This is a genomic window from Bradyrhizobium sp. UFLA05-108, from assembly GCF_059803455.1.
This window is the reverse complement of sequence record NZ_JBANAZ010000032.1, coordinates 47,139-71,967: the sequence shown is the minus strand read 5'-3', so window position 1 is coordinate 71,967 and position 24,829 is coordinate 47,139. Positions and strand designations below refer to the sequence as shown.

The following is a 24,829-nucleotide window of genomic DNA, read 5'->3' as shown; positions in this document are numbered from 1 at the left end:
TCGTGGCCTCAGCTCGCGATGATCGCGATCGCCTGGCCTTCGGCGACGACGTCGTCAAGCTTGACGAGGAGCGATGTGATCGTGCCTGCCGAAGGTGAGGGCACCGGGATCTCCATCTTCATGGCTTCGACGAATGCAACGTCGTCGCCATCCGCGACGCTTTTCCCAACTTCGACGGGAATCGCGCAGATGCGTCCTGCGACTTCCGTGACGATCTTAATTTCTGGCATGCCAATCGCCTTTTTGTTGTCGTCGCAAGATGCCTGAGGTAGCGTGTCCTTCAAGCGGAATTTAATTCCGCAGAGCGAAACACAGTGGTAGGGAACATGGGACGACGTTCTGAGCGGTTGAGTAGGCAAGGCGTGCTCGCTGGCGAAGCTGGCGAAAGTGATGTCATCCAGGTGGTATCGCGCGCATTCGATGTGTTGCGATGCTTCGAGGGCCACGAGGCGCGGCTCGGCAATCTCGAAATCTCCAACCGCTGCGGCCTGCCGCGCTCGACGGTGTCGCGGCTCACGCACACGCTGACGCGCATGGGGCAGCTCGTGTACCTGCCGCGCGATCAGAAATACCGGATTGGGCCGAGCGCGGTCGCGATGGGCGCCTCGATGATGAAGGGCGCGCAGCTGCGCAACCTCATTCGCCTGCGGCTAGAGGATGTCGCCGAGCAATTGCCGGGAACGGTGGGCTTCGTCATCCCCGATCGGTTCCATCTGGTCTATCTCGAGTTTGCCCGCTCGGCGAGCGCGCTCGGTTTGCACGAAGGAACCGGCAGCCGGATCGCGATGGCCTCGACCGCCGCGGGCGCCGCTTATACGGCGGCGCTGCAGCCGGAGATCGGCGATGCCCTGGTTGCGGAAATGGAGCGGGAGGCGCCGGAGGCGGCCCGGCTGCTGAAACCGCGCATCGAGGCCAATCGCCAGTTCCTGCGCGAGCACGGTTATGTCGTGACCTGCGGCCTGTGGAGCCCGCACATCAATGGCGTCGCGGTACCGATGTGGTCGCCGCAATATCAGACCGTCGTGGTGGTCACGATCGGCCTCCTGGCGGCGATGTATGACGAGGAGCGGCTGCACAGCGAGGTCGCGCCGCTGATGGTCAAGCTCGGCAAGGCGGTCGGCGACCTGCTCGAAGGCGCCGAGGGCGACTTCCTCAACAACCGTCTCGAGCGCAAGCCGATCGCGATGGCCGTGCGAAACAATAACAAGCCGATCGCGCCGGAGGGACTGAATGAACTGGAAGCCGGAACTCGACGAGCTCGCCCGGCGCGAAGCCTTCGCGCGGGAGATGGGCGGCGTTGACAAGGTCAAGCGACAGCATGACCAGGGCCGGCTGACTGTTCGGGAGCGTATCGACGGGCTGATCGACAAAGGCAGCTTTCACGAAATCGGTGCCGTCTCCGGCATCGGTGAATACGATGCGCATGGCGAGCTCAAGCATGTGACGCCGGCCAACTGCGTGTTCGGCCGCGCCAGGGTCGACGGCCGCACCGTTGTGGTGGTCGGCGACGATTTCACCGTGCGCGGCGGCTCGGCGGATGCGTCGATCTCCGCCAAGCCACTGATGGCGGAGGAGATGGCGCACGACTTCCGTCTGCCCATCATCCGCATCATCGAAGGCTCCGGCGGCGGCGGCTCGGTCAAGACGATCGAGACCAAGGGCGCGGCAAACCTGCCGGGCGGTATCGGCGGCACGCGCTGGTACCGCTTCACGACGGAGAACCTTGCGCGCGTGCCGGTCGTGGCGCTGGGGCTCGGTTCGGTCGCAGGCCTCGGCGCCGCGCGGCTTGCCGCCAGCCACTACTCCATCATGACCAAAGCGTCCGCGATGTTCGTCGCGGGCCCGCCGGTGGTGAAGCGGCTCGGGCAGGATTTGTCCAAGCAGGATCTCGGCGGCGCCGAAATCCAGACCCGCGCTGGCGCGGTCGATCATGCCGTCGAGACTGCGGCTGAGGCGTTCGCCTGCGCGCGGCGCTTCCTGTCCTATCTGCCGGCGTCGGTCTACGAATTGCCGCCGACGCTGCCTTGCCATGATGACCCGGAACGTACTGACGAAGGCTTGACGAAGGCCGTGCCGCGGAGTCGGCGGCAGGTCTACAAGATGCGTCCCATCATCGAGTCCGTCGTCGACAAGGGCTCGTTCTTCGAGGTCGCCAGCAATTTCGGCAAGCCGGTCATCGTTGGCCTCGCGCGGCTCGAGGGCAGGGCGGTGATGCTGCTCGCCAGCGATCCCTTCCACTATGGCGGCTCGTGGACCGCGGATGCCTGCCAGAAGGTGGTGCGCTGGGTCGATTTTGCGGAAACCTTCCATCTGCCGATCGTCTATCTCATGGATTGCCCGGGCTTCATGATCGGGCTGGACGCCGAGAAAGCGGCCACGATCCGCCACGGCGTGCGCGCCATGGCCGCGGTCAATCAGACCACGGTTCCCTGGTGCACGGTGATCCTGCGCAACGCCTTTGGCGTAGCCGGCGTCGTGCATCAGCCGGCCGATCGCTTCTCGATCCGCTATGCATGGCCGTCGGCCTATTGGGGCTCGCTGCCGCTCGAAGGCGGCATCGAGGCGGCCTATCGCGCCGACATCGACGCGGCCGAGGACAAAGTGGCGAAGCTGAAGGAGATCGAGGACCGCCTCAACAAGCTGCGCTCGCCGTTCCGCTCCGCCGAAAAGTTCTGGGTCGAGGAGATCATCGACCCCCGCAAGACGCGGTCCCTGCTGTGCGAGTTCGCGCGGCTGGCGGAGCCGCTGAGGACGCCGGGCCCGCCGGCGAACATGACGATCAGGCCGTGACGCAAAAGGCTGTTGCGCCACGGAAAACTTCGTTCTGACGGCGATTGAACTTTACTCGCCCCGCGCTTTCGCGAAAGCGCGACGGCCCCGCCAGAACATGAAGGCAGCCATCGCTCCAATGCCGATCAGGCTTGGAAAACTGCCCCCGAGGCCGGAGCCAATCGCGGCAAAGCCCCACATGATTGCAAAGAAGAAACAGATCAGGCCAATGACGGCCTGTCCGCTGCGACGCGCGACGCCGACGCCCGTGGTCGCGACGGCGGAAGCTGTGCGGATCGTTCTGACGGCTGCGCCTTCGTCGATCCGATCCCATGATGCTGGCGGTTTGCGGATCATCAGGCGGCCTGACCGGCTTTCAGCGCGGCCAGCCGCTCGGCCACCGTCGCGCTCTTCTGCATGCCATCAATCTCGGCGACGCGGTTGATCGTGCTGGCGTCGGTGCGAGTGAAACCTACGCCGCCGGCCCCGACCATGGCGCGATCAAAGGCCTGTTCGGCCGCATCGAGCTTCTTCTCTGCGGAGCGGTTGGGCTGAGCCGGGCCATCGCCGCCAAGCGCAGCCTGCTGCCGCGAAATCAGGAAGGCCTGCAGGGTGTCCTCCATCTGACGCTTGCGGGCGTGCAGCGCGGCGAGACTGTCTTCCAGACGCTTCTCCAGCTCACGCGCCTGTTCCTGCACGGCGTCCAGCTTCTTGGCCTGTGCTTCGAAATCGATCTGGCGGGACAACGCGGCTTCGGCCAGATCATCCCTCTGCTGGTTCACGGCGAACTGGGCCTTGGCGGTGAGCTCCTCGACACGCTCGCCGAGCATCTTCTGCTGACGGGCGGCCTGCAGCCGGCGCGCCATCGTGGATTCGAGCTCCGCTTTCACCTGATCGATCGCACGATCCGCCTCGCGGATCGCCTCGCGCATCACGGCATCGCTGCCGGCCTGCTCCATACGGTCGACAGTGTCCTCGACGGTCGCCGAGAGCAGACGGGACACACGCGCGAAAATCGATTCAGCCATGGACAAAACCCCTGTGTGAAAATCCGCGTCGAGTAGACACCCGATCCATTTAAGGTGGCCTTATGCTTTTCAGCAAATTTTAGCTGTTCTTTGCAACGTTTCCGCAACCGCCTGACGCTACCTTGGGATGCACCCCAAGGGAGAGCGGGTCATGCTATTGACGGTCATTTTTATTTGCCTGGCGACATTATTGATGACGATTGCGATACCTGCCTACGTCGCCTATGCGACGCATAATCGTCTGGTCGCGCTCGATCAGCGCTGCGAAACTGCGTTCGGCGACATCGACGTTCATCTCAAGCATCGCCACAATCTGATCCCGCCATTGGTCGAGACGGTGCGCGGTTTCGTCAAACATGAAAGCGACATTCTGCTCGGCGTTACGAAGGCCCGCGCCGAAGCGCTCTCTGCAGCCGGCCCGGACGTGCGGCTCAGCGCCGAGAACAATCTGACGCAAAACATCAACGCCCTGATCGGCATGGCCGAGCACTTTCCAGAGCTCAAGGCGTCCACCCACTTCGCCGAGCTGCGGCGCGAGTTCGTCGACGCCGAAAACCGCATCACCGCCTCGCGCCGCTTCTACAACCTCGCCGTCGAAGAATACGCCACCACGCTGCGCCAGTTTCCCGGCAGCTATATCGGCCGTCTGTTCAAGATGGACGCGCGCACGCCCTACGATCTCGGTATCGAACGCGTTCTGATCGACGAACCTCTCGCGGTCAAATTCTGATCGAAATACGGGGATTCGCCATGCCGGTGAACGGGCTCTACGGCCACGTCAGTCGCAATGACGCGCGCTCGCTGTTGCTCTTCGCGGGCTTTGTGCTGGCGTTTCACCTGCTTGCCATGCTGGCGCTGCTGTTGCCGTTGGCCATGCACGATCCGGAGCATGCGCCGCTCTATGGATGGACCGGCTATTTCATCCGCTGGGTGCCGGTCGTCACGATCGTCGGCGCCTTGCTGTTTGCGGTGCAGATGGCATGGCACGTCCGCACCATCAGGCGAAGAACGGAATTTCGCTTCGTGGACGATCAGGACGAGCCGCGGCTCTGCCGTATCGTCGAACCGCTGACGATCGCGGCCGGCCTGCCGACCCCCTATGTCGCCGTCATCGACAGTCCGGCGCTGAACGCGTTTGCCTGCGGCATCCGGCAGAAGGATGCCGTGCTGGTCTTCACCAAGGGCCTGATCGACGCACTTGACGACGATGAGCTCGCGGCGGTCGCTGCGCATGAAATCATGCACGTGGTCAACGGAGACATCCGGCTGATCGCGGCTACGAACGTCTGCCTCGATACGCTGAGCCTGTTGCAGCCTCGCAGCAATTGGATGCAGGCCAACCGGATCTCGCAGGCTCTCGCACTGCCGGTTTTGGCTCTGGTATTTCCGATAATGGTTGTGCTCATTCTCATCTTCTGGTTCCTGCACCGTCTGGCGCATGACGGAAGTCACCTCGTGCGGCTGCTGATAGCGTCGGCACGCGAATTCATCGCCGATGCAGAAGCCGTCCGGCTGACCCAGAATCCTGCCGCGCTCGTCTCGGCGCTGCAACGCATCGAGGGGCGCAGTGCAATACCGGGCCTCGCGGCCGGCCAGGACGCCATGATGATCGATGGCGCGCACAAGGGAGCTTTCGCCACGCATCCCACGATCGCCGAGCGGATCGCGGCGATCGTCTCCGTCACAGGTTCGATGGCCCTGATCGCGCCTGCGCGGCGCGACACAAGGCCGCAGGAAATTCGTGCCGCGGCCAGCTTCGGTCGCAGGTCGGCATCCGCTTTCGACGTCACGGGTCTGCGCGGTTCACTGCGCGAGGCCAGTCTCGCGACCTCGCCGGCATCATTCGATGCCAATTTCAATCGGCTCGGGCTGACGCGCGAGATGACGGTTGGCGCAGTCGCCGCGATCTGCCTGTTTCTGTGGGCCCACAGCGCCGACCTCACCAGGCCCTCCGCGCTCGTGCGGGCCCTCGACCCCGGGTCGCTGCGAACCTTTTTCGCGGCGGTAGGCGAGGGGGCGCGTTGCCAGAGACAGGGAATCGGCGGGGCCTTGGGGCTCAGGAGTGCGCCGCCGGCTGGATGCGACCAGGAAGCGATCGAGAACATGCTCGCGGCCCGCAGTTCCGATGCCGGCATTCTCGTAACGCTGATGAAGAAATTGCAGCCGGATATCCCCTTTGGCCCCCAGGAGAGCGGGGTCAAGAGACGGCCGAACGGCACGTTCAGCAATGTTCCGACCGCGGATGAGCAGATCGCCGAAGTCCGGCGGGCACGGTGCTTTCAGACCGACAGCTATACGGTTGGCGATCGTGGCCTCCATTACGTCACGGAGGTGCCAAAGGCCGGCGAAACGATCTCGCTGCCGCGCTATCTGGATGTGAGCGTCTCGACCGCCCGACTCGTGAACGGAGCGTCGTCTCCTGCCGGCCGGGATGCCATGATCCTGCAATATTTCAAGAATCGAAAAAGTATGGGCGAGGTCATTCATCGCTTCTTCGGCGAACCTGGTCTGATGGTTGCAACAACGGCGTATGCCAACTCGGACCACCAGGCCGCCATCGCCGTCTTGCGCCAGCGCCTGGCCGATCCCGGCTTCGGATCCGCGCTGACGCCTTTGGAGCGGGCGGAAATCGAGGTGCTCGCCAGCGACCCGCTGGACTTCGTGTCGTGCACCGCCCGTCGCGGACGCCCAGGCAAGGACGCTTGATGTGGAAGTGGGGCCCTAGGGCAAGAGCGTCATGCGCAATGCCCTATGATGCCATAATACCCCTGATTTGCCCGACGTGTCACTTGATTTCGTAAAATACGAAAGTCGTCCCCGCCGGCCGTCGGCTACTGTGCATGGGGTTGTTTTCACACTTTTGGTCGGAGCGTCCCCGAAGGGGGCGCGCTCCTGCACGCGCGAAGGCAGTTTCAGGCCTTACGCGCTCTCCGTCTCCCGGTGCACGTCGTGGACGACGAGACCCATGCCTTCCTCGGGCATCTTGATCCAGTCGCGGCGCTTCAGCGTGCGCTTGGTGTCCTCGTAGCCGCTCGTCCAGTGCTCGCGCATCGAGGTACCTGAGAATTCGTGGTCCTTGGCGTCGCCCTCATAGGCCTTCTGCTGATAGATCAAATGCAGGATCGCGATCTCGGGCATGTTACGCAGGTTCGCCTTGAGCTTGCGCTCATCCTCGGACAATTGCTCGTCGGGAAGCTTCGCCAGCGCCTTGTAGAGCATGGCCTTCAGATTGTGCGTCCGGCGATAGACGTCGGTGTTGTGGCGCGTGCGCGAGGAATACATGATGTCCTTGTGGCGGGCCATCACGTCCTGGATCGAGCGCGGCAGCACGCCGCGCGCGCTGAACAGGTCGACCTGGAACACCAGCGAGTTGAGATCGTCTTCCTGGTCGAGCAGGTGCTGGAGCGGCGTGTTGGAGACGATGCCGCCGTCCCAGAAATGATCGGTGCCGATCCTGACCATGGGCAGCGCCGGCGGCAGCGCGCCGGAGGCCATGATGTGCTCGGGCTCGATCTCGTCGTGGGCATTGTCGAAATAGATGAAGTTGCCGGACAGCACGTTCACGGCGCCGACCGCGAAGCGGATCCTTTTTTCGTTGATCAGGTCGAAGTCGACGAGCTCGCGCAGGCTGTCGCGCAAAGGCGTCGTGTCGTAATAGCTGGTCGCCGTCCTGGCGCCGACCGGGCTGAACCAGGGATTGACCTGGTGCGGAGTGAAGAAGCCGGGCTGCCCCATCGCCGAGGTCATCCACGCGCTGGTGAGGTTGCGCCACTGGCGGAAGACGTCGCCATCCGGTGTGTAGTGCCAGATCTTGCGGTTGGTGATGCGCTCCCAGAAAATGCGGAGCTGATCGAGCCGCTTCTCCGGCTTGTTGCCCGCGATGATGGCGGAGTTGATCGCGCCGATCGAGACGCCACAGACCCAGTCCGGCTCGATGCCGGCCTCGTGCAGCGCCTGATAGACGCCAGCCTGATAGGCGCCGAGCGCGCCGCCGCCTTGCAGCACCAGCGCGACGCGATCGCAGCGCTCGGGCCGCCAGCCCCGCGAGGCAGGCTGATGTGTCTGATAAGTCGGTTGCGACGTGCGGGCGTCCATGGCGCTGTCTCCTGGCAAGCATGATCCGGAAAAGTGCGCAGCGGTCTTCCGACAAGATCATGCTTGAACAACAAGCAATTGCGCCCGGCAGTGACGGCGTGATGACAGTTGCGGTGCCGATGCGTCGTGGGCATGCAGGTCAGTCGCGCCTGACATGACAGGAGGGTCACGCGCCTGACGGAAATCCATCACACCGCAGTCAATGACGACGGCTAGCAATTCGCGTTAGGCTTGTAGCTGCCAGGCGGACATCACATTAGCGTCACACAGGAGATCAGCGATGCGCAGGGAAGACGTTCTGAGACTCCCGTCCATGCCGGCCGCCGGACCCAGCTATCCCGCCGGTCCGTATAGCTTCATCAACCGCGAATTTCTCGTCATCACCTACGAGACCGATCCGGATCTGATCCGCGGTGGCCTGCCTGAGCCGCTGGAGCCGATCGACCAGCCGATCGTGCATTATGAGTGGATCAGGATGCCGGATTCCTCCGGCTTCGGCAGCTACACCGAGTCCGGCCTGGTGATCCCGGCGCGCCTGCATGGCGAAGAGGTCAACTTCGTCTCGCAGATGTATCTCGACGACGATCCGCCGATCGCCGCGGGCCGCGAAATCTGGGGCTTTCCCAAGAAGTACGCCCATCCCAAGCTCGAGATCGTCAAGGACACGCTGACCGGCACGCTGGAATATGCCGGTCAGCTCGTCGCCATGGGCACGATGGGTTACAAGCACGAGAGCATGGCCGGCAACGGCGATCTCACCCGTGCGACACTGTCGAAGACGCAAATCAATCTGAAGATGATCCCGGGCGTCGATGGCCATCTTGAGGTCTGCCAGCTCGTCGCGATCAACCTCACCGACATCGTTCCGAAGGGCTCCTGGATGGGGCCCGGTCGGCTGCACCTCGTGCCCCACGTCAATGCGCCGGTTGCGGACTTCCCGGTCCGACGCGTGGTCGGCGCGCATCACTACATCGCCGACCTGACCCTGCCGTTCGGCCGCGTCGTGCATGATTATGTCAAGGAAGCCGCGGCCGCGACGGGTCTCGCGGCGGAGTAGGGCGGCCCATCATCAAGCTGTAACACACACGTATTTGAGTACCCGCGGGTCCCGGCGGGCGGCATTGGCCAGCCGGGAGAAATCACATCGTTTGACCGTGGGGTTGGCCATGGCTGAGCCGGCAAAGATCGTCAGCGCGTTCTCGGATGCCGCATCCGCTATTCCGGGATTGGTATGGGCCTTTCGCCTCCACGGCGACGGCAGCGCGGAGGCTCTGCCGATCGACAAACCGATCGAGTTCACGCATGACGGCCGCCTCTGGCTGCATTTCAATCTGACTGATGCGCGGTCGCGGCCCTGGGTCGCCGAGTCCAGCCTGCCGCAGCTTGCGCGCGATCTGCTCCTGTCCAAGGACACGTTTCAGCAGCTCCATGTCATCGATGACTGCGTCTACGGCGTGTTTTCCGACCTCGTGCGCGACATCGAGAGCCCGACCGAGGAAACTGCGTTCCTGCGCTTTGCGATGACGGAGCGGCTTCTTGTCAGCGGCCGCCATCAGGCGCTGTGTTCGGCGGACGCGGCGCGGCGGGTGCTGGAGGGCGGCTACCGCGTCGAGAATGTCGCGGCGCTTCTGGAGAAGATCGTCGACGAGGTCGCCGACACCATGGACCGCATGGCCGACAAGATCGGCCAGGACATCGACGGCATCGAGGAGCGTATCGCCGCCGATGAGGCCAAGCCGGAGATGCGCCGCAGCCTGAGCCGGCTTCGTCGCACCTGCGTCCGGCTGCATCGGCAGCTCACGGGCCTGCGCATCCTGTTTCACCGCCTCGACCTGAAGAGCCCGGAGAATATCCCGCCGGGTCTACGGCTTCACGCCGCCAAGCTCGCTCAGCGCCTCGATGGCCTTGACCACGACATCGTCGAGCTGCGTGAGCGCAGCCGTCTCCTCGAGGAAGAGCTGCACTTCAAGACCGAGGAGGAGAGCAACCGCCATCTCCACACCCTGTCCATCGTGACGACGCTGCTGCTGCCGCCGACGCTGATCACCGGCGTGTTCGGCATGAACACGAAGGGGTTGCCGCTCACCGACGTCGAGACGGGGTTTCTTTACGCCATGGGCCTGATGGCTGCGTCGGTCGGTCTTGCCTACGTCTTCATGCGGCGCATGGGCATTTTCAAATAGGGCGCCCAGCCGGTATCAGCCATATGTGCAGAGTCATGCCTCCGCTGCGAAGTCGGGTCGCAATCGTGGTGGCGTGTCTTGCCAGCGCGCTGGCAAGCACGGGCGCGCTCGCCGGTGCCAAGGATGAGACCGTGGCCGAATGGTTGACGCCAAAATGGTTCAACGACTGGCACGATGGGCTCGCCAACAAGGGCCTGAATTTCGGCCTCACTTATATCGGCGACAACATCGGCAATGTGTCCGGAGGCGTCGCGCGGGGCGCCATCCATTTCGGTCGCTTCGATTTCTCTGTTGACGCCGACCTCGACAAGCTCGTCGGCTGGACGGGTGGCCGCTTCTACGCCAACGCCTTCGAGATCTACGGGCGCGGGCTGACGCGCAACTACATCTACAATCTCGCCACCATCAGCGAGATCGAGGCGCTGCCCGACACCAGGCTTTACAACGCCTATTTCGAGCAGAGCCTTTTCGATGGCAGGTTGAACATCAGGGCCGGCCAGCAGGCCGCGGACGTCGAATTCTTTGACAGCGAGACCGACGACCTCTTCATCAACGGCACCTTCGGCTGGCCGGCTATCAAGGCCACCAACCTGCCGGCCGGCGGGCCGGCGCCGCCGATCGCGGTGCCCGGGATTCGCGTCAAGGCCGCGGTTTCGGACAACGTCACCGTCTTCGGTGCCGTGTTCAATGGCAATCCGGCGCGGCCCGGCGACGGCGATCCGCAGTTGCGTGACAATCACGGCCTGGCGTTTCGCGTCAATGATCCGTCATGGGTCATCGGGCAGGTTCACTTCGACTATCGTCTCGATGTCGGTGGAAACTCGCTCGCCGGCAATTTCACGCCCGGAGGCTGGTATCATTTCGGCGATTTCGACAGTCAGCGCTTAACAGCCGAGGGCCTTTCTATCGCCGATCCTACCGGAAGCGGCATTCCGGCAAAGCTGCGCGGCAATTATGGAATCTACGCGGTCGTAGAGCAGGCGCTCTGGCGGCCGCCAGGCGTGACCGAGAAGACGGTTTCGGCGTCGCTGCCGGGTGTCACCGCGTTCGGCCGGATCGCCTACAGCCCGCCGGACCGCAACCTGATCGACCTCTATCTCGACGGCGGCGTCGGCTTCGTCGGCTTTACCCCCGGCCGTCCCCTCGACCGGTTCGGAATCGGGATGGCCTATATGCGGATTTCGGGCTCTGCCCGTAGCCTCGATGTCGACACCCAGTTTTTCAACGGCATCCAGAGCCCCGTTCGCAGCAATGAGACCCTGCTCGAGGTGATCTACGAGGCGCACATCAAGCCGGGCTGGCTGCTCGCGCCCTATTTCCAATACGTGTGGCGGCCGTCCGGTGGCATCCCGAATCCGAACGATCCGAGCGGTCTCTCGCGTATCGGCGATGCCGCGGTGTTCGGGCTGACCACGACGATCAAGTACTAGGCCTGGCAGCGCCGACGTTCCTGCATGCTCTCACGCGGGTGGCCGGCTATGGCTTCGGCTGCCGCGGGAAGCCGGCTTGGGGGCTGCCGGCCCATGCCGCTTCTGATAGGATGAGTCTACAGCATGATGTGAAGCGGTTTTCCGAAAAGATCATGCTCAAACAATAACCTAAAGCGCGATGACGATTCATGCCTACCTCATCGCGCTTTAGAGCAGGACCAGGAGGATCCGGTGATGTCGGCTGTCGATTCGAAGACTGTCCGCACCATGTGTCCGATGAATTGTCATCCGACTTTCTGCGGAATGCTGGTCGAGGTCGAGAGCGGCCGGCTCAAGACGCTGAGCGGAGACAAGGATAATCCCGACAGTTCCGGGTTTCTCTGCGTGCGCGGCCGCGCCACGAGTGAGATATTCGGCAATTCGAAACGTCTTCTTTATCCGCAGATTCGCGATGACCGCGGTACAGACACTTGGCGCCGCGTCAGTTGGGACGAGGCGCTGGATTTCATGGCGAAGCGGATGCGGTCAGTCGGACCCGAGGCGGTCGGCCTGTGGGCAGGCCATGGCGGCTTCACTGCGGGCGGCGCCATAACAGTCCAGTTGATGCAGCGGTTCGCGAATATGTACGGATGTCAGAATTGGCATCCCGCAATGATCTGCTGGGGCCTTGGCGGGTTTGGCGTTGGCCTGTCCGGCGCACTCAAGGTCAATACCAAGGAGGACATGGCCGAGAACTCGAACATGATCGTCCTTTGGGGCTCAAACATTTCGAGCCAGCCCAATACGGCCCGCCATATCGTCGCGGCGCGGCGTCGCGGTGCCAAAGTTGTCACCATCGATGTGAGAAGAACGGAAGCCGCGGCGCAATCGGATGAGGTTCTCCTGATCCGACCCGGGTCGGACGCCGCCCTCGCACTGGCCGTCATGCACGTCATCGTGACGGAAAAGCTCCATGACCCCGCGTTTGTCGGAGCCCACACCGTTGGATTTGAGGAGCTCTCGTCACACGTGCTGCCCTTCACCCCCGCATGGGCAGCAGGAGAAACGGGTCTTGAGGAAGGCCAAATAGTTGCGTTCGCCAGAGCATACGCTTCCACGCGTCCCGCCATGATCCTGCTCGGCGGCAGTTCCATGCACAAGAGTACCAACGGTTGGCACGCAGCGCGTGCGATCAGCTGCCTGCCGGCTTTGACCGGCCAATTTGGGGTCCCGGGCGGCGGTCTTGGGCCACGTCACGGCGCCCAGAGCGCGAGCCTGCGCCATCTGAGCGCGGGTCTGACGCGCCCGCCGGGCAACTACATTCCCAACCAGATGCCCGACATTGCAAAGGCCTTGTCCAATGGGCAGCTCAAGGTTCTGCTGCTCCTGGGCACGAACATGCTGTCATCTTTCGCCGATGCCGGAGAAATCTCACGCGGCCTCGACAACACAGAGATGATCGTCTGCGTCGATCTGTTCATGAACGAGACCGCGCGGCGCTACGCGGATGTCGTGTTGCCGGGAACCGCCTGGCTTGAGGAATTGGGATTCAAGGTGACGAACACGCATCTCTATTTGATGGAGCGTGCGCTTGATCGCGAGGGAGAGGCCCGTCCGATCCACGAAATCCTGAGATCTCTGGCGACGTCTCTGGGGGTCGTCGACTTCTTTCCGTGGGCGTCGATAGAAGAGGTGATCGATCTGCTCCTGAATGATCCGACGACCGGCCACGCGACGGTCGCTTCCCTGCGCGCTGCGGGTGGCATTGTGCCTCTGCAAGTACCCGCAATCGCCTATGCTGAGCGAAAGTTTGATTCGCCGTCCGGCAAGATCGAACTCTACTCATCACAAGCAGCAATGCTCGGACTGCCGGCACTTCCGGTGCACGAGGTTAGCCAAAGTTCACGCTATCCGCTGGCGTTGAGCTTCGGAAGAACGCTTACACATTTCCATTCGTTCTACGACGAGGGCAAAGCGCTTTCGTCCCTGGCAAAGCACAACGTCGCTCCGCAGCTGTGGATATCTCCGGCGGATGCAGAGGCGCGCCAGCTCGCCAACGGCGATGCGATCAGGATCTTCAACGACCGGGGTGAGTTTGCGGCAAAGGCCTGCATCACCAGCGACGTACAGCCGGGTGTGGTCTGGATGCGCGATGGATGGGTGGGCCTGAATCATCTGACATCCGGAGAAGCGGTTCTCGCCGGAGACGCCCTCAGTCTTTTTCCATTTTCCGTTGGGCAGGCGGATTACAGCGCCAGAGTGGAGGTAGCGCCAAATCGGGCTGTTGGATCCTAGGTCTCGCGTCTCTCTCCCGCGACCATGAGCGATGCCCTCTTTCGCGCTGTCATCCCTGCATGGGCCACTTTCGACAGCGCGGCATGGCGGCCCTTTACGCCACCACGGGCTTTGGATGCCGCGCGAGCGCCAGCACGATCAGCGCGGCGAACACGCAGAGTGCGCCGGCGATGAAGCTGTCTCTTATACACAGTCAAACGCACCGTCGGCGGCACGGTGGCGATCCAGTCGAGGCCGTAGAACATCGCAAACAGCGACAGGCCGTAGAAGGAGAAGTCGCTGAACGGCAGGAACACCAGTGAGAGCCCGCGCAGGCCGTAATACCAGAACAGCAGCCAGCGATTGTCGTAGCGGTCGGACAGCCAGCCGGACATGATGGTGCCGAAGAAGTCGAAGATGCCCATCGCAGCTAACAGGCCCGCCGCCTGCACCTGCGGGATGCCGAAATCCAGGCACATCGGGATCAGGTGGACCTGGACGAGGCCGTTGGTCGAGGCGCCGCAGACGAAGAAGGTCGCAAACAGGATCCAGAATGCGCTGGACGTCGAGACATCGCGCAGCGTGCCGAGTGCAACAGCCGTGATCGGCGCGTGGCTGACCGGCGGCGTGGGCAGTGGTTCGCTGCCCTCGTCGCCGAACGGGCGCAGGCCCACATCGCTCGGGCGGTCGCGCATCACGAGCGCCACGGCGGTGGCGGAGACGCCGAGCATTACGCAGACGAAGCTGAGCGCAAGGCGCCAGCCGAAGCGTTCGGTGAGGCTCGCAAGCAGAGGCAGGAACACGAGTTGCCCGGTGGCAACGCTCGCGGTCATGATGCCGACCACGAGGCCGCGCCGCGCGGCGAACCAGCGCGTGGCGATAGTGGCACCGAGCACCAGCGCGGTCATGCCAGTGCCGATGCCGATCACGACGCCCCACAGCAGCATGAGCTGCCAGACCTGTGTCATCGCGAGCGAAGCCACCAGCGCCGAGACGACGATGAGCTGCGCCGTCAGTGTCACGTTGCGCAGGCCGTAGCGGTTGAGGAGGGCGGCCGCGAACGGCGCCATCAGGCCGAACAGGATGAAGCGGATCGAGAGCGCGGAGGAAATCTCCGCGGTGCTCCAGCCGAATTCCTTTTGCAGGGGCACGATGAACACGCCGGGCGCGCCGACGGTGCCGGCGCTGATCAGCGCGGCGAGGAAGGTCACGCCGACCATCACCCAGCCGTAGTGGATGTTACGGCGGCCAAGTGCTGCCGCGAGCCAGTTCGAAATCATTGGGCCCCCACGTCGGTTAGAAATCTGCGTGGTCTGTTTTCAGTCTGGCATCTTGCCACGGATCAGGCGCGGCTAAAATGCCAGACTTCCCTCAATTTCGGACATTGTGCCTAGCGCACAAAACGTTCCACCGCGATCGCGGTGGCTTCGCCGCCACCGATGCACAGCGCCGCGACGCCGCGCTTCAGATTCTGCGCCTCCAGCGCATGCAACAGCGTCACGATCAGCCGCGCGCCGGTGGCGCCGATGGGATGGCCGAGCGCGCAGGCGCCACCATTGACGTTGAGCTTCTCCCTGGGAATGCCGAGATCGCGCTGCGCGGCCATGGCGACAACGGCAAACGCCTCGTTGATCTCGAAGAGGTCGACGTCATCGACGCCCCAGCCGATCTTGTCCAGCAGCTTGCGGATCGCCGGGATCGGCGCCGTGGTGAACCATTGCGGCTCCTGGCTGTGGGTGGCGTGGCCCTTGATCTCGGCCAGCACCGACAAGCCGTTGCGATCGGCAAGCGCGCGCCTTGTCAGCACGAGCGCGGCCGCGCCGTCGGCATTGGCGGAGGAGGCCGCCGGCGTAATGGTACCGTTGGCGCGGAACGCCGGCTTCAATCCGGGGATTTTCGCCGGATCGACCTTCAGCGGATGCTCGTCATTGGCGATGACGCGAGGACCGGCTTTCTCGCTGAGCGTAATCGGTGCGATCTCGGCCTTGAACGCGCCGCTCTCCACCGCCTTGCGCGCGCGGCTCAGCGTCTCCATTGCAAAGGCGTCCTGATCCCTGCGTGTGAATTGATAGGCTTCCGCGGTGGCCTCGCCAAAGTCGCCCATCGAGCGGCCGGTCTCGTAGGCGTCCTCCAGTCCGTCCATCATCATGTGGTCGATGATGCGGTCATGGCCGGCGCGGTAGCCGCCGCGCGCCTTCGCCAGGAGATAAGGCGCATTGCTCATGCTCTCCATGCCGCCGGAGACGACGATGTCGGCCGAGCCCGCGCGGATGATGTCGTGGGCGAGCATGGTCGCCTTCATGCCGGACCCGCAGACCTTGTTGACGGTGGTCGCGCCGGTGGCATCGGGCAGGCCCGCAGCACGCGCCGCCTGGCGGGCCGGCGCCTGGCCCTGGCCGGCGGGCAGCACGCAGCCCATGAAGACCTCGTCGACCTTCTCGGGCGCCAGCTTGGCGCGTTCCAGTGCCGCGGAGATCACGTGCGAGCCGAGCTTGTGCGCAGCGAGCGGCGACAGCTCGCCCATGAAGCGGCCGAGCGGGGTGCGGGCGGCGGAGACGATGACGACGGGATCGGCGGCCATGGCGGGCTCCCTAGGATGACGTTGTAAGATTACGATCATCATATGATGCGCCGCAAAAAATGCAACCGTGCCAGTCATGACAAATTATCGTGTGTGGGATGAGATTTTTAGCCTTCGTCGTGCGGCCGCGCCACAAACAACGCCGTCATCACCGGCGAAAGCGAAAGCGGGTGATCCACTATTCCAGAGGCAGCGCAAGGATATTGGAGAGGCCGCGGCGTACTGGATGCCCCGCTGGAGCCTGTCATCGGGCTCGCCGAAGGCGAGACCCGGTGGCGGGGCATGACATCACCGAGGGGGAGGCGACTTACCGCTTCCGATTCACGAATTCCCGCATTAGTCGCGTCGGCTCATCCGTCAGGAAGGACTCGCCGAACGCCTTGACGCTGAGATTGACCGACTCGGTCAGCGGCAATTCCTCCCATTGCCGCAGCAGCGCCTTCTGCGATCGCAGCGCTTCGGGGCCGCAGGCGAGCAGCGCCTTCACCGTGTGCTCGACCGCATCGTCGAGTCCGCCCTCCGGAGCGACCTTGTCGACAAGGCCCCAGGCCAGCGCCGTCGGCGCATCGATATTCTCCGCCGTCATCACCAGCCAGCGCGCACGGCCCCAGCCGACCAGGCGCGGCAACAGCGCCGCATGGATCACGGAGGGGATGCCCACGCGGACCTCTGGCATGCCGAAATGCGCATCATGCGCGGCGATCCGGAAATCGCAGGCCGCCGCGACCTCGAGCCCGCCGCCGAGACACCAACCCGGCATCCTCGCAATGATAGGGGCAGGGAAGTTGCGTACGGTTTCGCAGAGATCGCGCAGGCGGCAGATGAACGCCTCGGCAGACGCTTGGTCGAGCTTCGCCATCTCCTTGATGTCGGCGCCCCCGATCAGGCTCTTCTCGCTCTGGCCGCGCAGCACCAGCACGCGGACGCTGCGGTCGGCGGCGAGGCGCTGCAAGCCGTCACGCATGGCATCAGTAACGGGTGAGCTCAAGATGTTGAGCGAGCCGGCATTGCAGATCGTGACGTGGACGACGCCGCGCACATCGCGCGTCACGCCGCAGTGGGCATTGAGCATTTCCATCGTGGGAACTCGAACGTTGGTGGACACGAGTGCGGGGCGCACGGGTCAGCGTCACTTCCGGTCCGAACGCAGGGCTTGTCAAGCGCTGGCGAGATCGAGTTGCCAAGGACGAAATCCGCCCTATAGTATGATGTATGTCATATAAAAGAGGCGGTCGTGAGTGCGTCCGATACGTTCGAGCTGTTTTCGCCTGCGCTGCGGCGCGAGCGGGTGGTGGGCTGGCAGGCGCCGAGGCCGGTCGCCAAGGCTGCGATGGGATTATCCGGGATCGAAGTCATGGAGGGGATCCGCGACGGCCGGCTGCCCGGTCCGCCGCTCGCGATGCTGATCGGCTTCATCATGACGGTGGTCGAGCCGGGCCGGATCGTCATGGAACTGGAGCCGCGGGAAGACCTCGAAAACACCATCGGGCTTTTGCATGGGGCCACCGCCGCCGCGCTGCTCGATACCGCCATGGGTTGCGCGATCACGACCAGGCTGGAAGCCGGCCAGGGCTCGGTCACCCTCGATCTGAAGCTGACATTCCTGCGCCCGCTCTCGGTACGCTCGGGACTGATCTCGGCGGAAGGCAGGGTGATCAAGCTCGGACGTCAGACCAGCTACACCGAAGGCTTCGTCCGCAATGGCAAGGGCGACCTTGCGGTGCACGCAACCGCGACCTTTGCAATGATCGGCAATAACCTGACAGCGAATTAATGCTCCATTTTCGCAAGTGGCGTGTTATTAGATGATTTCCGACATCCAATGAGACCAGCATGCGCTATTCCAGGGAACACAAGCAGGAAACCCACGACCGCATCGTGAGGAAGGCCTCCGTGCGGCTGCGCGAGAAGGGGGCCCACGGCATCGGCGTCGCCGACCTCATGAAGGAGGCGGGCCTGACCCATGGCGGATTCTATGCGCATTTCGATTCCCGCGAGGCGCTGGTGATCGAGGCCTTTGCCTATGCCATGGATCGCTCGATGGACCACTGGCGCAAGATGACCGGCGAGGTCGCTCCCGAGAAGCGGCTGCCGCTGATCGCGGAGAGCTATCTCTCCGCGCTGCACCGCGATGATCCCGGCCATGGCTGCTCGATCCCAGCCCTCGGCGCCGAGATCGCCCGCGAGAGCCCGAAGACACGCAAAGCCTTTGCCGGCAAGCTCGACGAGATGATCGAAATGCTGGCCGATCACGTCACCGGCGTGCCTCGAAGGGCCGCGCGCAAGCAGGCGATCGCGACGCTTGCGACGATGGCCGGCACCATGCTGCTGGCGCGGATTGCCGGCTCGAGCGAGCTGTCCGACGAGGTGCTGAAGGTCGGCAAGGATACCGCGCTCGACAACGCGCGTCGTGAACCGGCGGCCAGGAAGCCGAAGCAGAACTAGGCGGGATGCCGGTGGGCAAAGGCGCGTCAGCGCCGTGCCCACAGCTTCTGTCCCCCCGGCGAGAAATGAGGTGGGCACGCTTCCGCCTTCGCTCTTCGAGCTACGGCGGACAAGTCGCTTTGCCTACCCTACGAGATCCCCAATTCACCGTCCCGCAAACAGCGCCCGCTCGCGCTCCACGATCTCACAGATGTAATCGGCGACCGCGCGGATCCGCGCGAGGTCCTTGCTGTCGGCATGCATCAGCATCCAGAAGGTGCGGGTGATCGAGATCTCCGCAGGCAGCACCGGCCTGAGCTGCGGATAATCGGCCGCCATGAAATGCGGCAGCACGGCGATGCCGAAACCTGCAAGCGTGGCGTTGAGCTGCGCGATCAGATTGGCGCTGCGGAAACGTGCCGAAATCTTCGGCGACACCTGCGGCAGATAATCGAGCTCCGCCGTGAACAGCAGCTCTTCGATGTAGCCGACGAAGCGATGCTGTAGCAGAGCTTCGCGCGAGGTGATCTCCGGGAAGCGATCGAGATAGGCGGGGGCGGCATAGAGCCCGAGGCGGTAGTCGAGCAGCTTGCGGCCGACGATGCGGCCTTCCTTCGGCATGGTCAGGCTGATCGCGATGTCGGCCTCGCGCTTGGAGAGGCTGAAAAGCCGAGCCGTAGCCACAAGTTGCAGATCGAGATCGGGATACCGGTCCGCGAACGGCGCGAGCCGCGGCGCGAGGAAGGCGGTGCCGAACCCGTCGGGCGCGCCGATCCGCACGGTACCGGTCAGCCGCGCCAGCGATCCGCCGACCTGCTCCTGGTTGGCGACGATGGTCGATTCCATCGCCTCCGCGCTGTCGGCGACGCGCTGGCCGGCCTCGGTGAGCAGGTAGCCCGTCTTCCGCCGGTCGAACAGTTTTGCCGAGAGATGCTTCTCCAGCCGGTCGACCCGACGGATCACGGTCGCATGATCCACGCCGAGCTGTTTTGCCGCAGCCGACACCGAGCCGCCCCGTACGATGGCCAGCACGAAGCGGAAGTCGTCCCAATCGATCGCGCCTTGATCCAGCATTTTCGCACATCTATGGTGCATTATCTCAGACTTGAATCCTATAAAATGCAGGTCAATAGGATTTGTCAAAGCGATCAGGCTCGGTCTCAGGGAGATATTTCCATGCGCGCAATCGGACATTTCATCGGTGGCAAGGAGGTCAAGGGCACCTCGGGCCGCACCGCGGACGTCTTCGAGCCGATGACCGGTGACGTCCAGGCCAGGGTGGCGCTGGCGTCGAAAGCGGAAGTCCGTGCAGCCGTCGAGAATGCCCGCGCTGCGCAGCCGGAATGGGCCGCGACCAATCCGCAGCGTCGTGCCCGCGTGATGATGAAATTCGTTGAACTGGTGCAGCGCGATTACGACAAGCTCGCCGAGCTTCTGGCGCGCGAGCACGGCAAGACCGTGCCCGACGCCAAGGGCGACATCCAGCGCGGCCTCGAGGTCGCCGAGTTCGCCTGCGGCATTCCGCACCTGATGAAGGGTGAATACACCGAAGGCGCCGGGCCCGGGATCGACATTTACTCGCTGCGCCAGCCGCTCGGCGTCGTCGCCGGCATCACGCCATTCAACTTCCCGGCGATGATCCCGATGTGGAAATTCGCGCCCGCGATCGCCTGCGGCAACGCGTTTATCCTCAAGCCCTCCGAGCGCGATCCCGGCGTGCCGATGCGGCTCGCCGAGTTGATGATGGAAGCGGGGCTGCCGGCCGGTATCCTCAACGTCGTCAACGGCGACAAGGAAGCGGTCGATGCGATCCTCGACGATCCCGATATCAAGGCGATCGGCTTCGTCGGCTCGACGCCTATCGCGCAATATATCTACGAGCGCGCAGCCCAGACCGGCAAGCGCTGCCAGTGCTTTGGCGGCGCCAAGAATCACGCCATCGTGATGCCCGATGCCGACATGGACCAAACGGTTGATGCGTTGATCGGTGCCGGCTACGGCTCCGCCGGCGAGCGTTGCATGGCTGTCTCGGTAGCCGTTCCCGTCGGCAAGACCACTGCCGACCGTCTGATGGAGAAGCTGATCCCGCGGGTCGAGTCGCTCAAGATCGGCACCTCGATCGATCCGTCAGCCGATTACGGTCCGCTGGTGACGCGCGAGGCTGTCGAGAAGGTGAAGAGCTACATCGACATCGGCATCAAGGAAGGCGCGACGCTTGCGGTCGACGGCCGCGGCTTCAAGATGCAGGGCTACGAGAAGGGTTTTTATCTCGGCGGCTCGCTGTTCGACAACGTCACCAAGGACATGCGGATCTACAAGGAAGAGATTTTTGGCCCCGTGCTCTCGGTGGTGCGCGCGCACGACTATAACGAGGCGCTTGCCCTGCCGTCGGATCATGACTACGGCAACGGCGTTGCGATCTTCACCCGTGACGGCGATGCCGCGCGTGACTTCGCGGCCAAGGTGAACGTCGGCATGGTCGGCATCAACGTGCCGATTCCGGTGCCGATCGCCTATTACACCTTTGGCGGCTGGAAGAAATCGGGCTTTGGCGATCTCAACCAGCACGGCCCGGATTCGATCCGCTTCTACACCAAGACCAAGACGGTGACCTCGCGCTGGCCGTCCGGCGTCAAGGAGGGCGCGGAGTTCTCGATCCCGCTGATGAAGTAGTGCGACTGGCGTGAGCTCCGGCGGCATCGGGAAATCACCTCTCCCTTTGGGAGAGGTCGGCGCGAAGCGCCGGGTGAGGGGTTACGGTCTCTCGTTGGAGCAGCACCCCCTCACCCGATTTGCTGCGCAAATCGACCTCTCCCCGGAGGGGAGAGGTGACCCTAGCCGGCGGGGGCATTGAGATGCAGTTCGCTCTGAACGAGGATCAGGTCGCGGTTCGCGACATGGCGTTGGCGTTTGCGGCGGAGCAGATCGCGCCGCATGCGCTGCGCTGGGACGAGGAGAAGCATTTCCCCGTCGACGTGATGCGCGAGGCCGCAAAGCTAGGCATGGGCGGCATCTACATCCGCGACGACGTCGGCGGCTCCGCCATGACACGGTTCGATGCGGCGCTGATCTTCGAGGCGCTCGCGACGGGCTGTCCGACTACTTCGGCGTTCATCTCCATCCACAACATGGCGTCCTGGATGATCGATGCCTTCGGCAGCGACACCCAGCGCCAGAGGTGGCTGCCAAAGCTCTGCACCATGGAGCTGATCGCAAGCTACTGCCTGACCGAGCCGGGCGCAGGCTCCGATGCGGCGGCGCTCCGCACCCGCGCGGAGCGCGACGGCGATCACTACGTTCTCAATGGCCAAAAGCAGTTCATCTCGGGCGCCGGCGGCACCGACGTGCTCGTTGCGATGGTGCGGACCGGCGGCGACGGTCCGGGCGGCATTTCGACGCTGGTCATCGACGGCAAGACGCCGGGCGTCTCCTTTGGCGCCAACGAGCGCAAGATGGGCTGGAACGCGCAGCCGACCCGCGCCGTGACGTTCGAGAACGCGCGGGTGCCCGTGGAGAACCGGCTGGGCGAGGAGGGCATCGGCTTCAAGATCGCGATGGCCGGCCTCGACGGCGGCCGCCTCAACATCACGGCGTGCTCGCTCGGTGGCGCGCAGGCCGCACTCGACAAGGCGCGCGCCTACATGAAGGAACGCAAGGCGTTTGGAAAACGTCTCGACGAATTTCAGGCGCTGCAATTCCGCCTTGCCGACATGGCTATCGAGCTCGAGGCCGCCCGCACGCTCCTGTGGCGTGCTGCGGCGGCGCTCGACCGGAAAGACCCTGATGCCACCATGCTCTGCGCCATGGCAAAGCGGTTCGGCACGGATGTCGGTTTCGAGGTCGCCAACCATGCGCTCCAGCTTCACGGCGGCTACGGTTACCTCAGCGAATACGGCATCGAGAAGATCGTGCGCGATTTGCGCGTGCACCAGATCCTCGAAGGCACCAACGAGATCATGCGGCTGATCGTGGCGCGCAAGCTGATCGAGGGTGCGCGATGACGGTTGCGGTGGAAGAGGGCGATCTGATCGCGCGTGTCGAAGGTTCGGCTGGCGTGATCCGGCTCAACCGTCCCAAGGCGATCAACGCGGTGACGTTGGAGATGTTTCGCGACATCGACAAGGCGCTGGACCGTTTCGAGTCCGATCCGGCCGTCGGCGTGATTCTGCTGGAGGGCGCCGGCGAGCGCGGCCTATGCGCCGGCGGAGACATCCGCGCGCTCTGGGAGAGTTCGAAGGTCGATGGCGATCTCGGAAAAATCCTGTGGCGCGAGGAGTACATCCTCAACGCACGGATCAAGAAGTTTTCAAAGCCGTACGTCGCCTTCATGGACGGCATCGTGATGGGCGGCGGTGTCGGCCTCTCCGCGCATGCGAGCCATCGCGTCGTCACCGATCGCACCAAGCTGGCGATGCCCGAGGTCGGCCTCGGCTTCTTCCCCGATGTCGGCGGCACCTACCTGTTGTCGCACGCGCCGGGTGAGATTGGCACGTTTTTCGGCCTGACCGGCCAGACCATGAACGGGCCGGATGCGGTCTACGCGAAGTTTGCCGATGCTGTCGTGCCCGCCGCGAAGCTGCCGGAGCTGCGCGAGGCGCTCACGAAGGCTCGTCCGGGCGTAACCGCGGCTGAGGTGAGCAAGCTCATTGGCAACTTTGCAACCGACGAGACCGCAGGGCCCGTAGCCGCAAAGCAGGCGACGATTGATGCACTGTTCGCCTTCGATCGCATGGAAGACGTCGTCGCTGCACTCAAGGGCGACGGCTCGGATTTCGCGCGGTCCACGCTCGCGACACTCGGCGAGAAATCGCCGCGCGGCATGGTGGTGACGCTGAAGCTGTTGCGGCTAGCGCGCAAGGTGTCGACGTTGGAAGAATGCCTCGTCCGCGAATACCGGGCCGCGCTCGAAGTGTTCCGCAGCGATGATTTCCGCGAGGGCGTGCGTGCCGCTGTGATCGACAAGGACCGCAATCCAAAATGGTCACCGCCGCGGATTGAGAATGTCACGCCTGACATGGTCGCGCCGTACTTCGCCGAGATCGGCACCGACGAACTGAAATTCAATTAACAACGGCTTTCAAGTGGAGGAAACGAAGATGGCCACGATCGCATTCATCGGTCTCGGCAACATGGGCGGCCCGATGGCGGCCAACCTGGTCAAGGCCGGCCACAAGGTGGTCGCGTTCGATCTCGTCGAGGCCTCGCGCAACCAGGCCAAGGCCGACGGCGCCAGCATCGCTGAGAGCGCAGCCGGTGCCGTGAAGGGTGCCGATGTCGTCGTCACCATGCTGCCGGCCGGCAAGCATGTCCTGGCGGTCTGGAACGACATTGTGCCGGCGATGAGCAAGGGCGTACTGATCATCGACAGCTCGACGATCGACGTTGAGAGTGCGCGGCAGGCACATGCGCTTGCCGGCAAGCAGGGCGTGCTCTCGGTCGATGCGCCGGTTTCCGGCGGCACCGGTGGCGCGAAGGGTGCGACGCTTACCTTCATGTGCGGCGGCGACGAGAAGGCCTTCGCGGCGGCAAGACCTGTGCTCGAGAAGATGGGCAAGAAGATCGTCCATTGCGGCGGCGCCGGCGCCGGCCAAGCGGCAAAGATCTGCAACAACATGATCCTCGGCATTTCCATGATCGCCGTGAGCGAGGCCTTTGCACTCGCCGAGAAGCTTGGCCTCTCACACCAGGCGCTGTTCGATGTGGCCTCGACCTCGTCGGGACAGTGCTGGTCGCTGACGACCTATTGCCCGGTGCCGGGACCGGTGCCGACCTCGCCCGCCAACAACGACTACAAGCCTGGTTTCGCCTCGGCGCTGATGGTGAAAGACCTGACCCTGGCCCAGGACGCCGCGAAGGCCGCGGGCGCCGCAACCCCGCTCGGCAAGCATGCGCAGGAGATCTATCAGTCTTTCGACGCAGCCGGTCACGGCGGGGTGGATTTTTCCGGAATTATCAAGCACGTTCGCAGCCTCGCTGGACAATAGCGAGGCTTTGCTCGTAGCCCGGATGGAGCGAAGCGAAATCCGGGACGGCTTCTTCGAATCGCGTAGCCGGCCTCGCGTTGCG

General features: G+C 63.8%; 21 protein-coding genes and 1 pseudogene. 14 read left to right on the top strand and 8 right to left on the bottom strand.

The window, feature by feature from the left end:
* Positions 1-8 precede the first annotated feature (8 nt).
* Positions 9-236: an acyl-CoA carboxylase biotin carboxyl carrier protein subunit gene (locus SO140_RS23385; RefSeq protein ID WP_449382297.1), complete on the bottom strand. Its 228-nt coding sequence runs from the start codon at positions 234-236 to the stop codon at positions 9-11.
* Positions 237-326: 90 nt separating this feature from the next.
* On the opposite strand from SO140_RS23385, the gene SO140_RS23380 reads away from it, so the two are divergent.
* Both SO140_RS23380 and SO140_RS23375 read left to right on the top strand, forming a co-directional pair.
* On the top strand, positions 327-1,301 hold the full coding sequence (locus SO140_RS23380; protein WP_449382289.1) for an IclR family transcriptional regulator: 975 nt from the start codon (positions 327-329) through the stop codon (positions 1,299-1,301).
* Positions 1,231-2,790, top strand: coding sequence for an acyl-CoA carboxylase subunit beta (locus SO140_RS23375; protein WP_449382288.1), 1,560 nt, complete (start codon positions 1,231-1,233; stop codon positions 2,788-2,790). Before SO140_RS23380 ends, SO140_RS23375 begins: the two co-directional genes overlap by 71 nt.
* Before the next feature lie 51 nt (positions 2,791-2,841).
* On the opposite strand, the gene SO140_RS23370 is transcribed toward SO140_RS23375, so the two are convergent.
* Positions 2,842-3,126, bottom strand: a complete 285-nt coding sequence (locus tag SO140_RS23370; RefSeq protein ID WP_449382287.1) for a hypothetical protein — start codon at positions 3,124-3,126, stop codon at positions 2,842-2,844.
* Complete coding sequence (locus SO140_RS23365; protein WP_449382286.1) at positions 3,126-3,797, bottom strand: PspA/IM30 family protein; 672 nt, start codon at positions 3,795-3,797, stop codon at positions 3,126-3,128. The genes SO140_RS23370 and SO140_RS23365 overlap by 1 nt, the downstream gene beginning before the upstream one ends.
* Before the next feature lie 193 nt (positions 3,798-3,990).
* Between SO140_RS23365 and SO140_RS23360 the strand changes: the two genes are divergently transcribed.
* Together SO140_RS23360 and SO140_RS23355 are read left to right on the top strand one after the other, a co-directional pair.
* Complete coding sequence (locus SO140_RS23360; protein ID WP_449382285.1) at positions 3,991-4,527, top strand: LemA family protein; 537 nt, start codon at positions 3,991-3,993, stop codon at positions 4,525-4,527.
* A 20-nt stretch (positions 4,528-4,547) separates the two neighbouring features.
* The gene (locus tag SO140_RS23355; RefSeq protein WP_449382284.1) at positions 4,548-6,503 is read left to right on the top strand and encodes a M48 family metalloprotease; all 1,956 of its coding nucleotides are present in this window, start codon (positions 4,548-4,550) and stop codon (positions 6,501-6,503) included.
* A 213-nt stretch (positions 6,504-6,716) separates the two neighbouring features.
* On the opposite strand, the gene SO140_RS23350 is transcribed toward SO140_RS23355, so the two are convergent.
* Positions 6,717-7,892, bottom strand: a complete 1,176-nt coding sequence (locus SO140_RS23350; protein WP_474797062.1) for a patatin-like phospholipase family protein — start codon at positions 7,890-7,892, stop codon at positions 6,717-6,719.
* Positions 7,893-8,172: 280 nt separating this feature from the next.
* Between SO140_RS23350 and SO140_RS23345 the strand changes: the two genes are divergently transcribed.
* From SO140_RS23345 to SO140_RS23330, 4 genes are all read left to right on the top strand, one after another.
* Positions 8,173-8,949, top strand: coding sequence for an acetoacetate decarboxylase (locus tag SO140_RS23345; protein WP_449382283.1), 777 nt, complete (start codon positions 8,173-8,175; stop codon positions 8,947-8,949).
* A 109-nt stretch (positions 8,950-9,058) separates the two neighbouring features.
* Positions 9,059-10,075, top strand: coding sequence for a transporter (locus tag SO140_RS23340; RefSeq protein WP_449382282.1), 1,017 nt, complete (start codon positions 9,059-9,061; stop codon positions 10,073-10,075).
* Between the two features lie 35 nt (positions 10,076-10,110).
* A complete protein-coding gene (locus SO140_RS23335; RefSeq protein ID WP_449382281.1) occupies positions 10,111-11,505 on the top strand; it encodes a carbohydrate porin in 1,395 nt (464 codons plus the stop codon).
* A gap of 234 nt (positions 11,506-11,739) precedes the next feature.
* Positions 11,740-13,779 carry a molybdopterin-containing oxidoreductase family protein gene (locus tag SO140_RS23330; protein ID WP_449382280.1) on the top strand — a complete coding sequence of 680 codons (2,040 nt, stop codon included), beginning with the start codon at positions 11,740-11,742 and terminating at the stop codon, positions 13,777-13,779.
* Positions 13,780-13,873: 94 nt separating this feature from the next.
* Here SO140_RS23330 and SO140_RS23325 read toward each other — a convergent pair.
* The 3 genes and pseudogenes from SO140_RS23325 to SO140_RS23315 form a co-directional block, all read right to left on the bottom strand.
* Positions 13,874-15,038: pseudogene (locus tag SO140_RS23325) on the bottom strand (MFS transporter).
* Between the two features lie 110 nt (positions 15,039-15,148).
* On the bottom strand, positions 15,149-16,339 hold the full coding sequence (locus tag SO140_RS23320) for an acetyl-CoA C-acyltransferase (protein WP_449382278.1): 1,191 nt from the start codon (positions 16,337-16,339) through the stop codon (positions 15,149-15,151).
* A gap of 307 nt (positions 16,340-16,646) precedes the next feature.
* On the bottom strand, positions 16,647-17,417 hold the full coding sequence (locus SO140_RS23315) for an enoyl-CoA hydratase (protein WP_498543171.1): 771 nt from the start codon (positions 17,415-17,417) through the stop codon (positions 16,647-16,649).
* 156 nt (positions 17,418-17,573) lie between these two features.
* Here SO140_RS23315 and SO140_RS23310 point away from each other — a divergent pair, with 156 nt between their 5' ends.
* Both SO140_RS23310 and SO140_RS23305 read left to right on the top strand, forming a co-directional pair.
* Positions 17,574-18,113, top strand: coding sequence for a PaaI family thioesterase (locus SO140_RS23310; protein ID WP_449382276.1), 540 nt, complete (start codon positions 17,574-17,576; stop codon positions 18,111-18,113).
* A gap of 59 nt (positions 18,114-18,172) precedes the next feature.
* Positions 18,173-18,784 (top strand): TetR/AcrR family transcriptional regulator, encoded by a 612-nt coding sequence (locus tag SO140_RS23305; protein ID WP_449382275.1) that lies wholly within the window; start codon positions 18,173-18,175, stop codon positions 18,782-18,784.
* A 144-nt stretch (positions 18,785-18,928) separates the two neighbouring features.
* Here SO140_RS23305 and SO140_RS23300 read toward each other — a convergent pair whose 3' ends face one another.
* A complete protein-coding gene (locus tag SO140_RS23300) occupies positions 18,929-19,837 on the bottom strand; it encodes a LysR family transcriptional regulator (protein WP_449382274.1) in 909 nt (302 codons plus the stop codon).
* Between the two features lie 102 nt (positions 19,838-19,939).
* Here SO140_RS23300 and SO140_RS23295 point away from each other — a divergent pair, with 102 nt between their 5' ends.
* From SO140_RS23295 to mmsB, 4 genes are all read left to right on the top strand, one after another.
* Entirely contained in the window at positions 19,940-21,436 is a 1,497-nt protein-coding gene (locus SO140_RS23295) for a CoA-acylating methylmalonate-semialdehyde dehydrogenase (RefSeq protein ID WP_449382273.1), read from the top strand.
* Positions 21,437-21,618: 182 nt separating this feature from the next.
* Positions 21,619-22,764 carry an isobutyryl-CoA dehydrogenase gene (locus tag SO140_RS23290; protein WP_449382296.1) on the top strand — a complete coding sequence of 382 codons (1,146 nt, stop codon included), beginning with the start codon at positions 21,619-21,621 and terminating at the stop codon, positions 22,762-22,764.
* Positions 22,761-23,831, top strand: a complete 1,071-nt coding sequence (locus SO140_RS23285) for an enoyl-CoA hydratase/isomerase family protein (protein ID WP_449382272.1) — start codon at positions 22,761-22,763, stop codon at positions 23,829-23,831. Before SO140_RS23290 ends, SO140_RS23285 begins: the two co-directional genes overlap by 4 nt.
* Positions 23,832-23,844: 13 nt before the next feature.
* Positions 23,845-24,747 (top strand): 3-hydroxyisobutyrate dehydrogenase, encoded by a 903-nt coding sequence (mmsB, locus tag SO140_RS23280; protein ID WP_449382271.1) that lies wholly within the window; start codon positions 23,845-23,847, stop codon positions 24,745-24,747.
* Positions 24,748-24,829: the final 82 nt, after the last annotated feature.

Excerpts from the sequence above, each read along its gene's own strand:
- SO140_RS23350 (WP_474797062.1), bottom strand. The coding sequence starts at position 7,892 with ATGGACGCCCGCACGTCGCAACCGACTTATCAGACACATCAGCCTGCC.
- SO140_RS23335 (WP_449382281.1), top strand. The coding sequence starts at position 10,111 with ATGCCTCCGCTGCGAAGTCGGGTCGCAATCGTGGTGGCGTGTCTTGCC.
- SO140_RS23300 (WP_449382274.1), bottom strand. The coding sequence starts at position 19,837 with ATGCTGGATCAAGGCGCGATCGATTGGGACGACTTCCGCTTCGTGCTG.
- SO140_RS23295 (WP_449382273.1), top strand. The coding sequence starts at position 19,940 with ATGCGCGCAATCGGACATTTCATCGGTGGCAAGGAGGTCAAGGGCACC.
- SO140_RS23365 (WP_449382286.1), bottom strand. The coding sequence starts at position 3,797 with ATGGCTGAATCGATTTTCGCGCGTGTGTCCCGTCTGCTCTCGGCGACC.
- SO140_RS23305 (WP_449382275.1), top strand. The coding sequence starts at position 18,173 with ATGCGCTATTCCAGGGAACACAAGCAGGAAACCCACGACCGCATCGTG.
- SO140_RS23290 (WP_449382296.1), top strand. The coding sequence starts at position 21,619 with ATGCAGTTCGCTCTGAACGAGGATCAGGTCGCGGTTCGCGACATGGCG.
- SO140_RS23330 (WP_449382280.1), top strand. The coding sequence starts at position 11,740 with ATGTCGGCTGTCGATTCGAAGACTGTCCGCACCATGTGTCCGATGAAT.
- SO140_RS23360 (WP_449382285.1), top strand. The coding sequence starts at position 3,991 with ATGACGATTGCGATACCTGCCTACGTCGCCTATGCGACGCATAATCGT.
- SO140_RS23355 (WP_449382284.1), top strand. The coding sequence starts at position 4,548 with ATGCCGGTGAACGGGCTCTACGGCCACGTCAGTCGCAATGACGCGCGC.
- SO140_RS23315 (WP_498543171.1), bottom strand. The coding sequence starts at position 17,417 with ATGGAAATGCTCAATGCCCACTGCGGCGTGACGCGCGATGTGCGCGGC.
- SO140_RS23375 (WP_449382288.1), top strand. The coding sequence starts at position 1,231 with ATGAACTGGAAGCCGGAACTCGACGAGCTCGCCCGGCGCGAAGCCTTC.
- SO140_RS23345 (WP_449382283.1), top strand. The coding sequence starts at position 8,173 with ATGCGCAGGGAAGACGTTCTGAGACTCCCGTCCATGCCGGCCGCCGGA.
- SO140_RS23285 (WP_449382272.1), top strand. The coding sequence starts at position 22,761 with ATGACGGTTGCGGTGGAAGAGGGCGATCTGATCGCGCGTGTCGAAGGT.
- SO140_RS23370 (WP_449382287.1), bottom strand. The coding sequence starts at position 3,126 with ATGATCCGCAAACCGCCAGCATCATGGGATCGGATCGACGAAGGCGCA.
- SO140_RS23380 (WP_449382289.1), top strand. The coding sequence starts at position 327 with ATGGGACGACGTTCTGAGCGGTTGAGTAGGCAAGGCGTGCTCGCTGGC.
- SO140_RS23340 (WP_449382282.1), top strand. The coding sequence starts at position 9,059 with ATGGCTGAGCCGGCAAAGATCGTCAGCGCGTTCTCGGATGCCGCATCC.
- SO140_RS23320 (WP_449382278.1), bottom strand. The coding sequence starts at position 16,339 with ATGGCCGCCGATCCCGTCGTCATCGTCTCCGCCGCCCGCACCCCGCTC.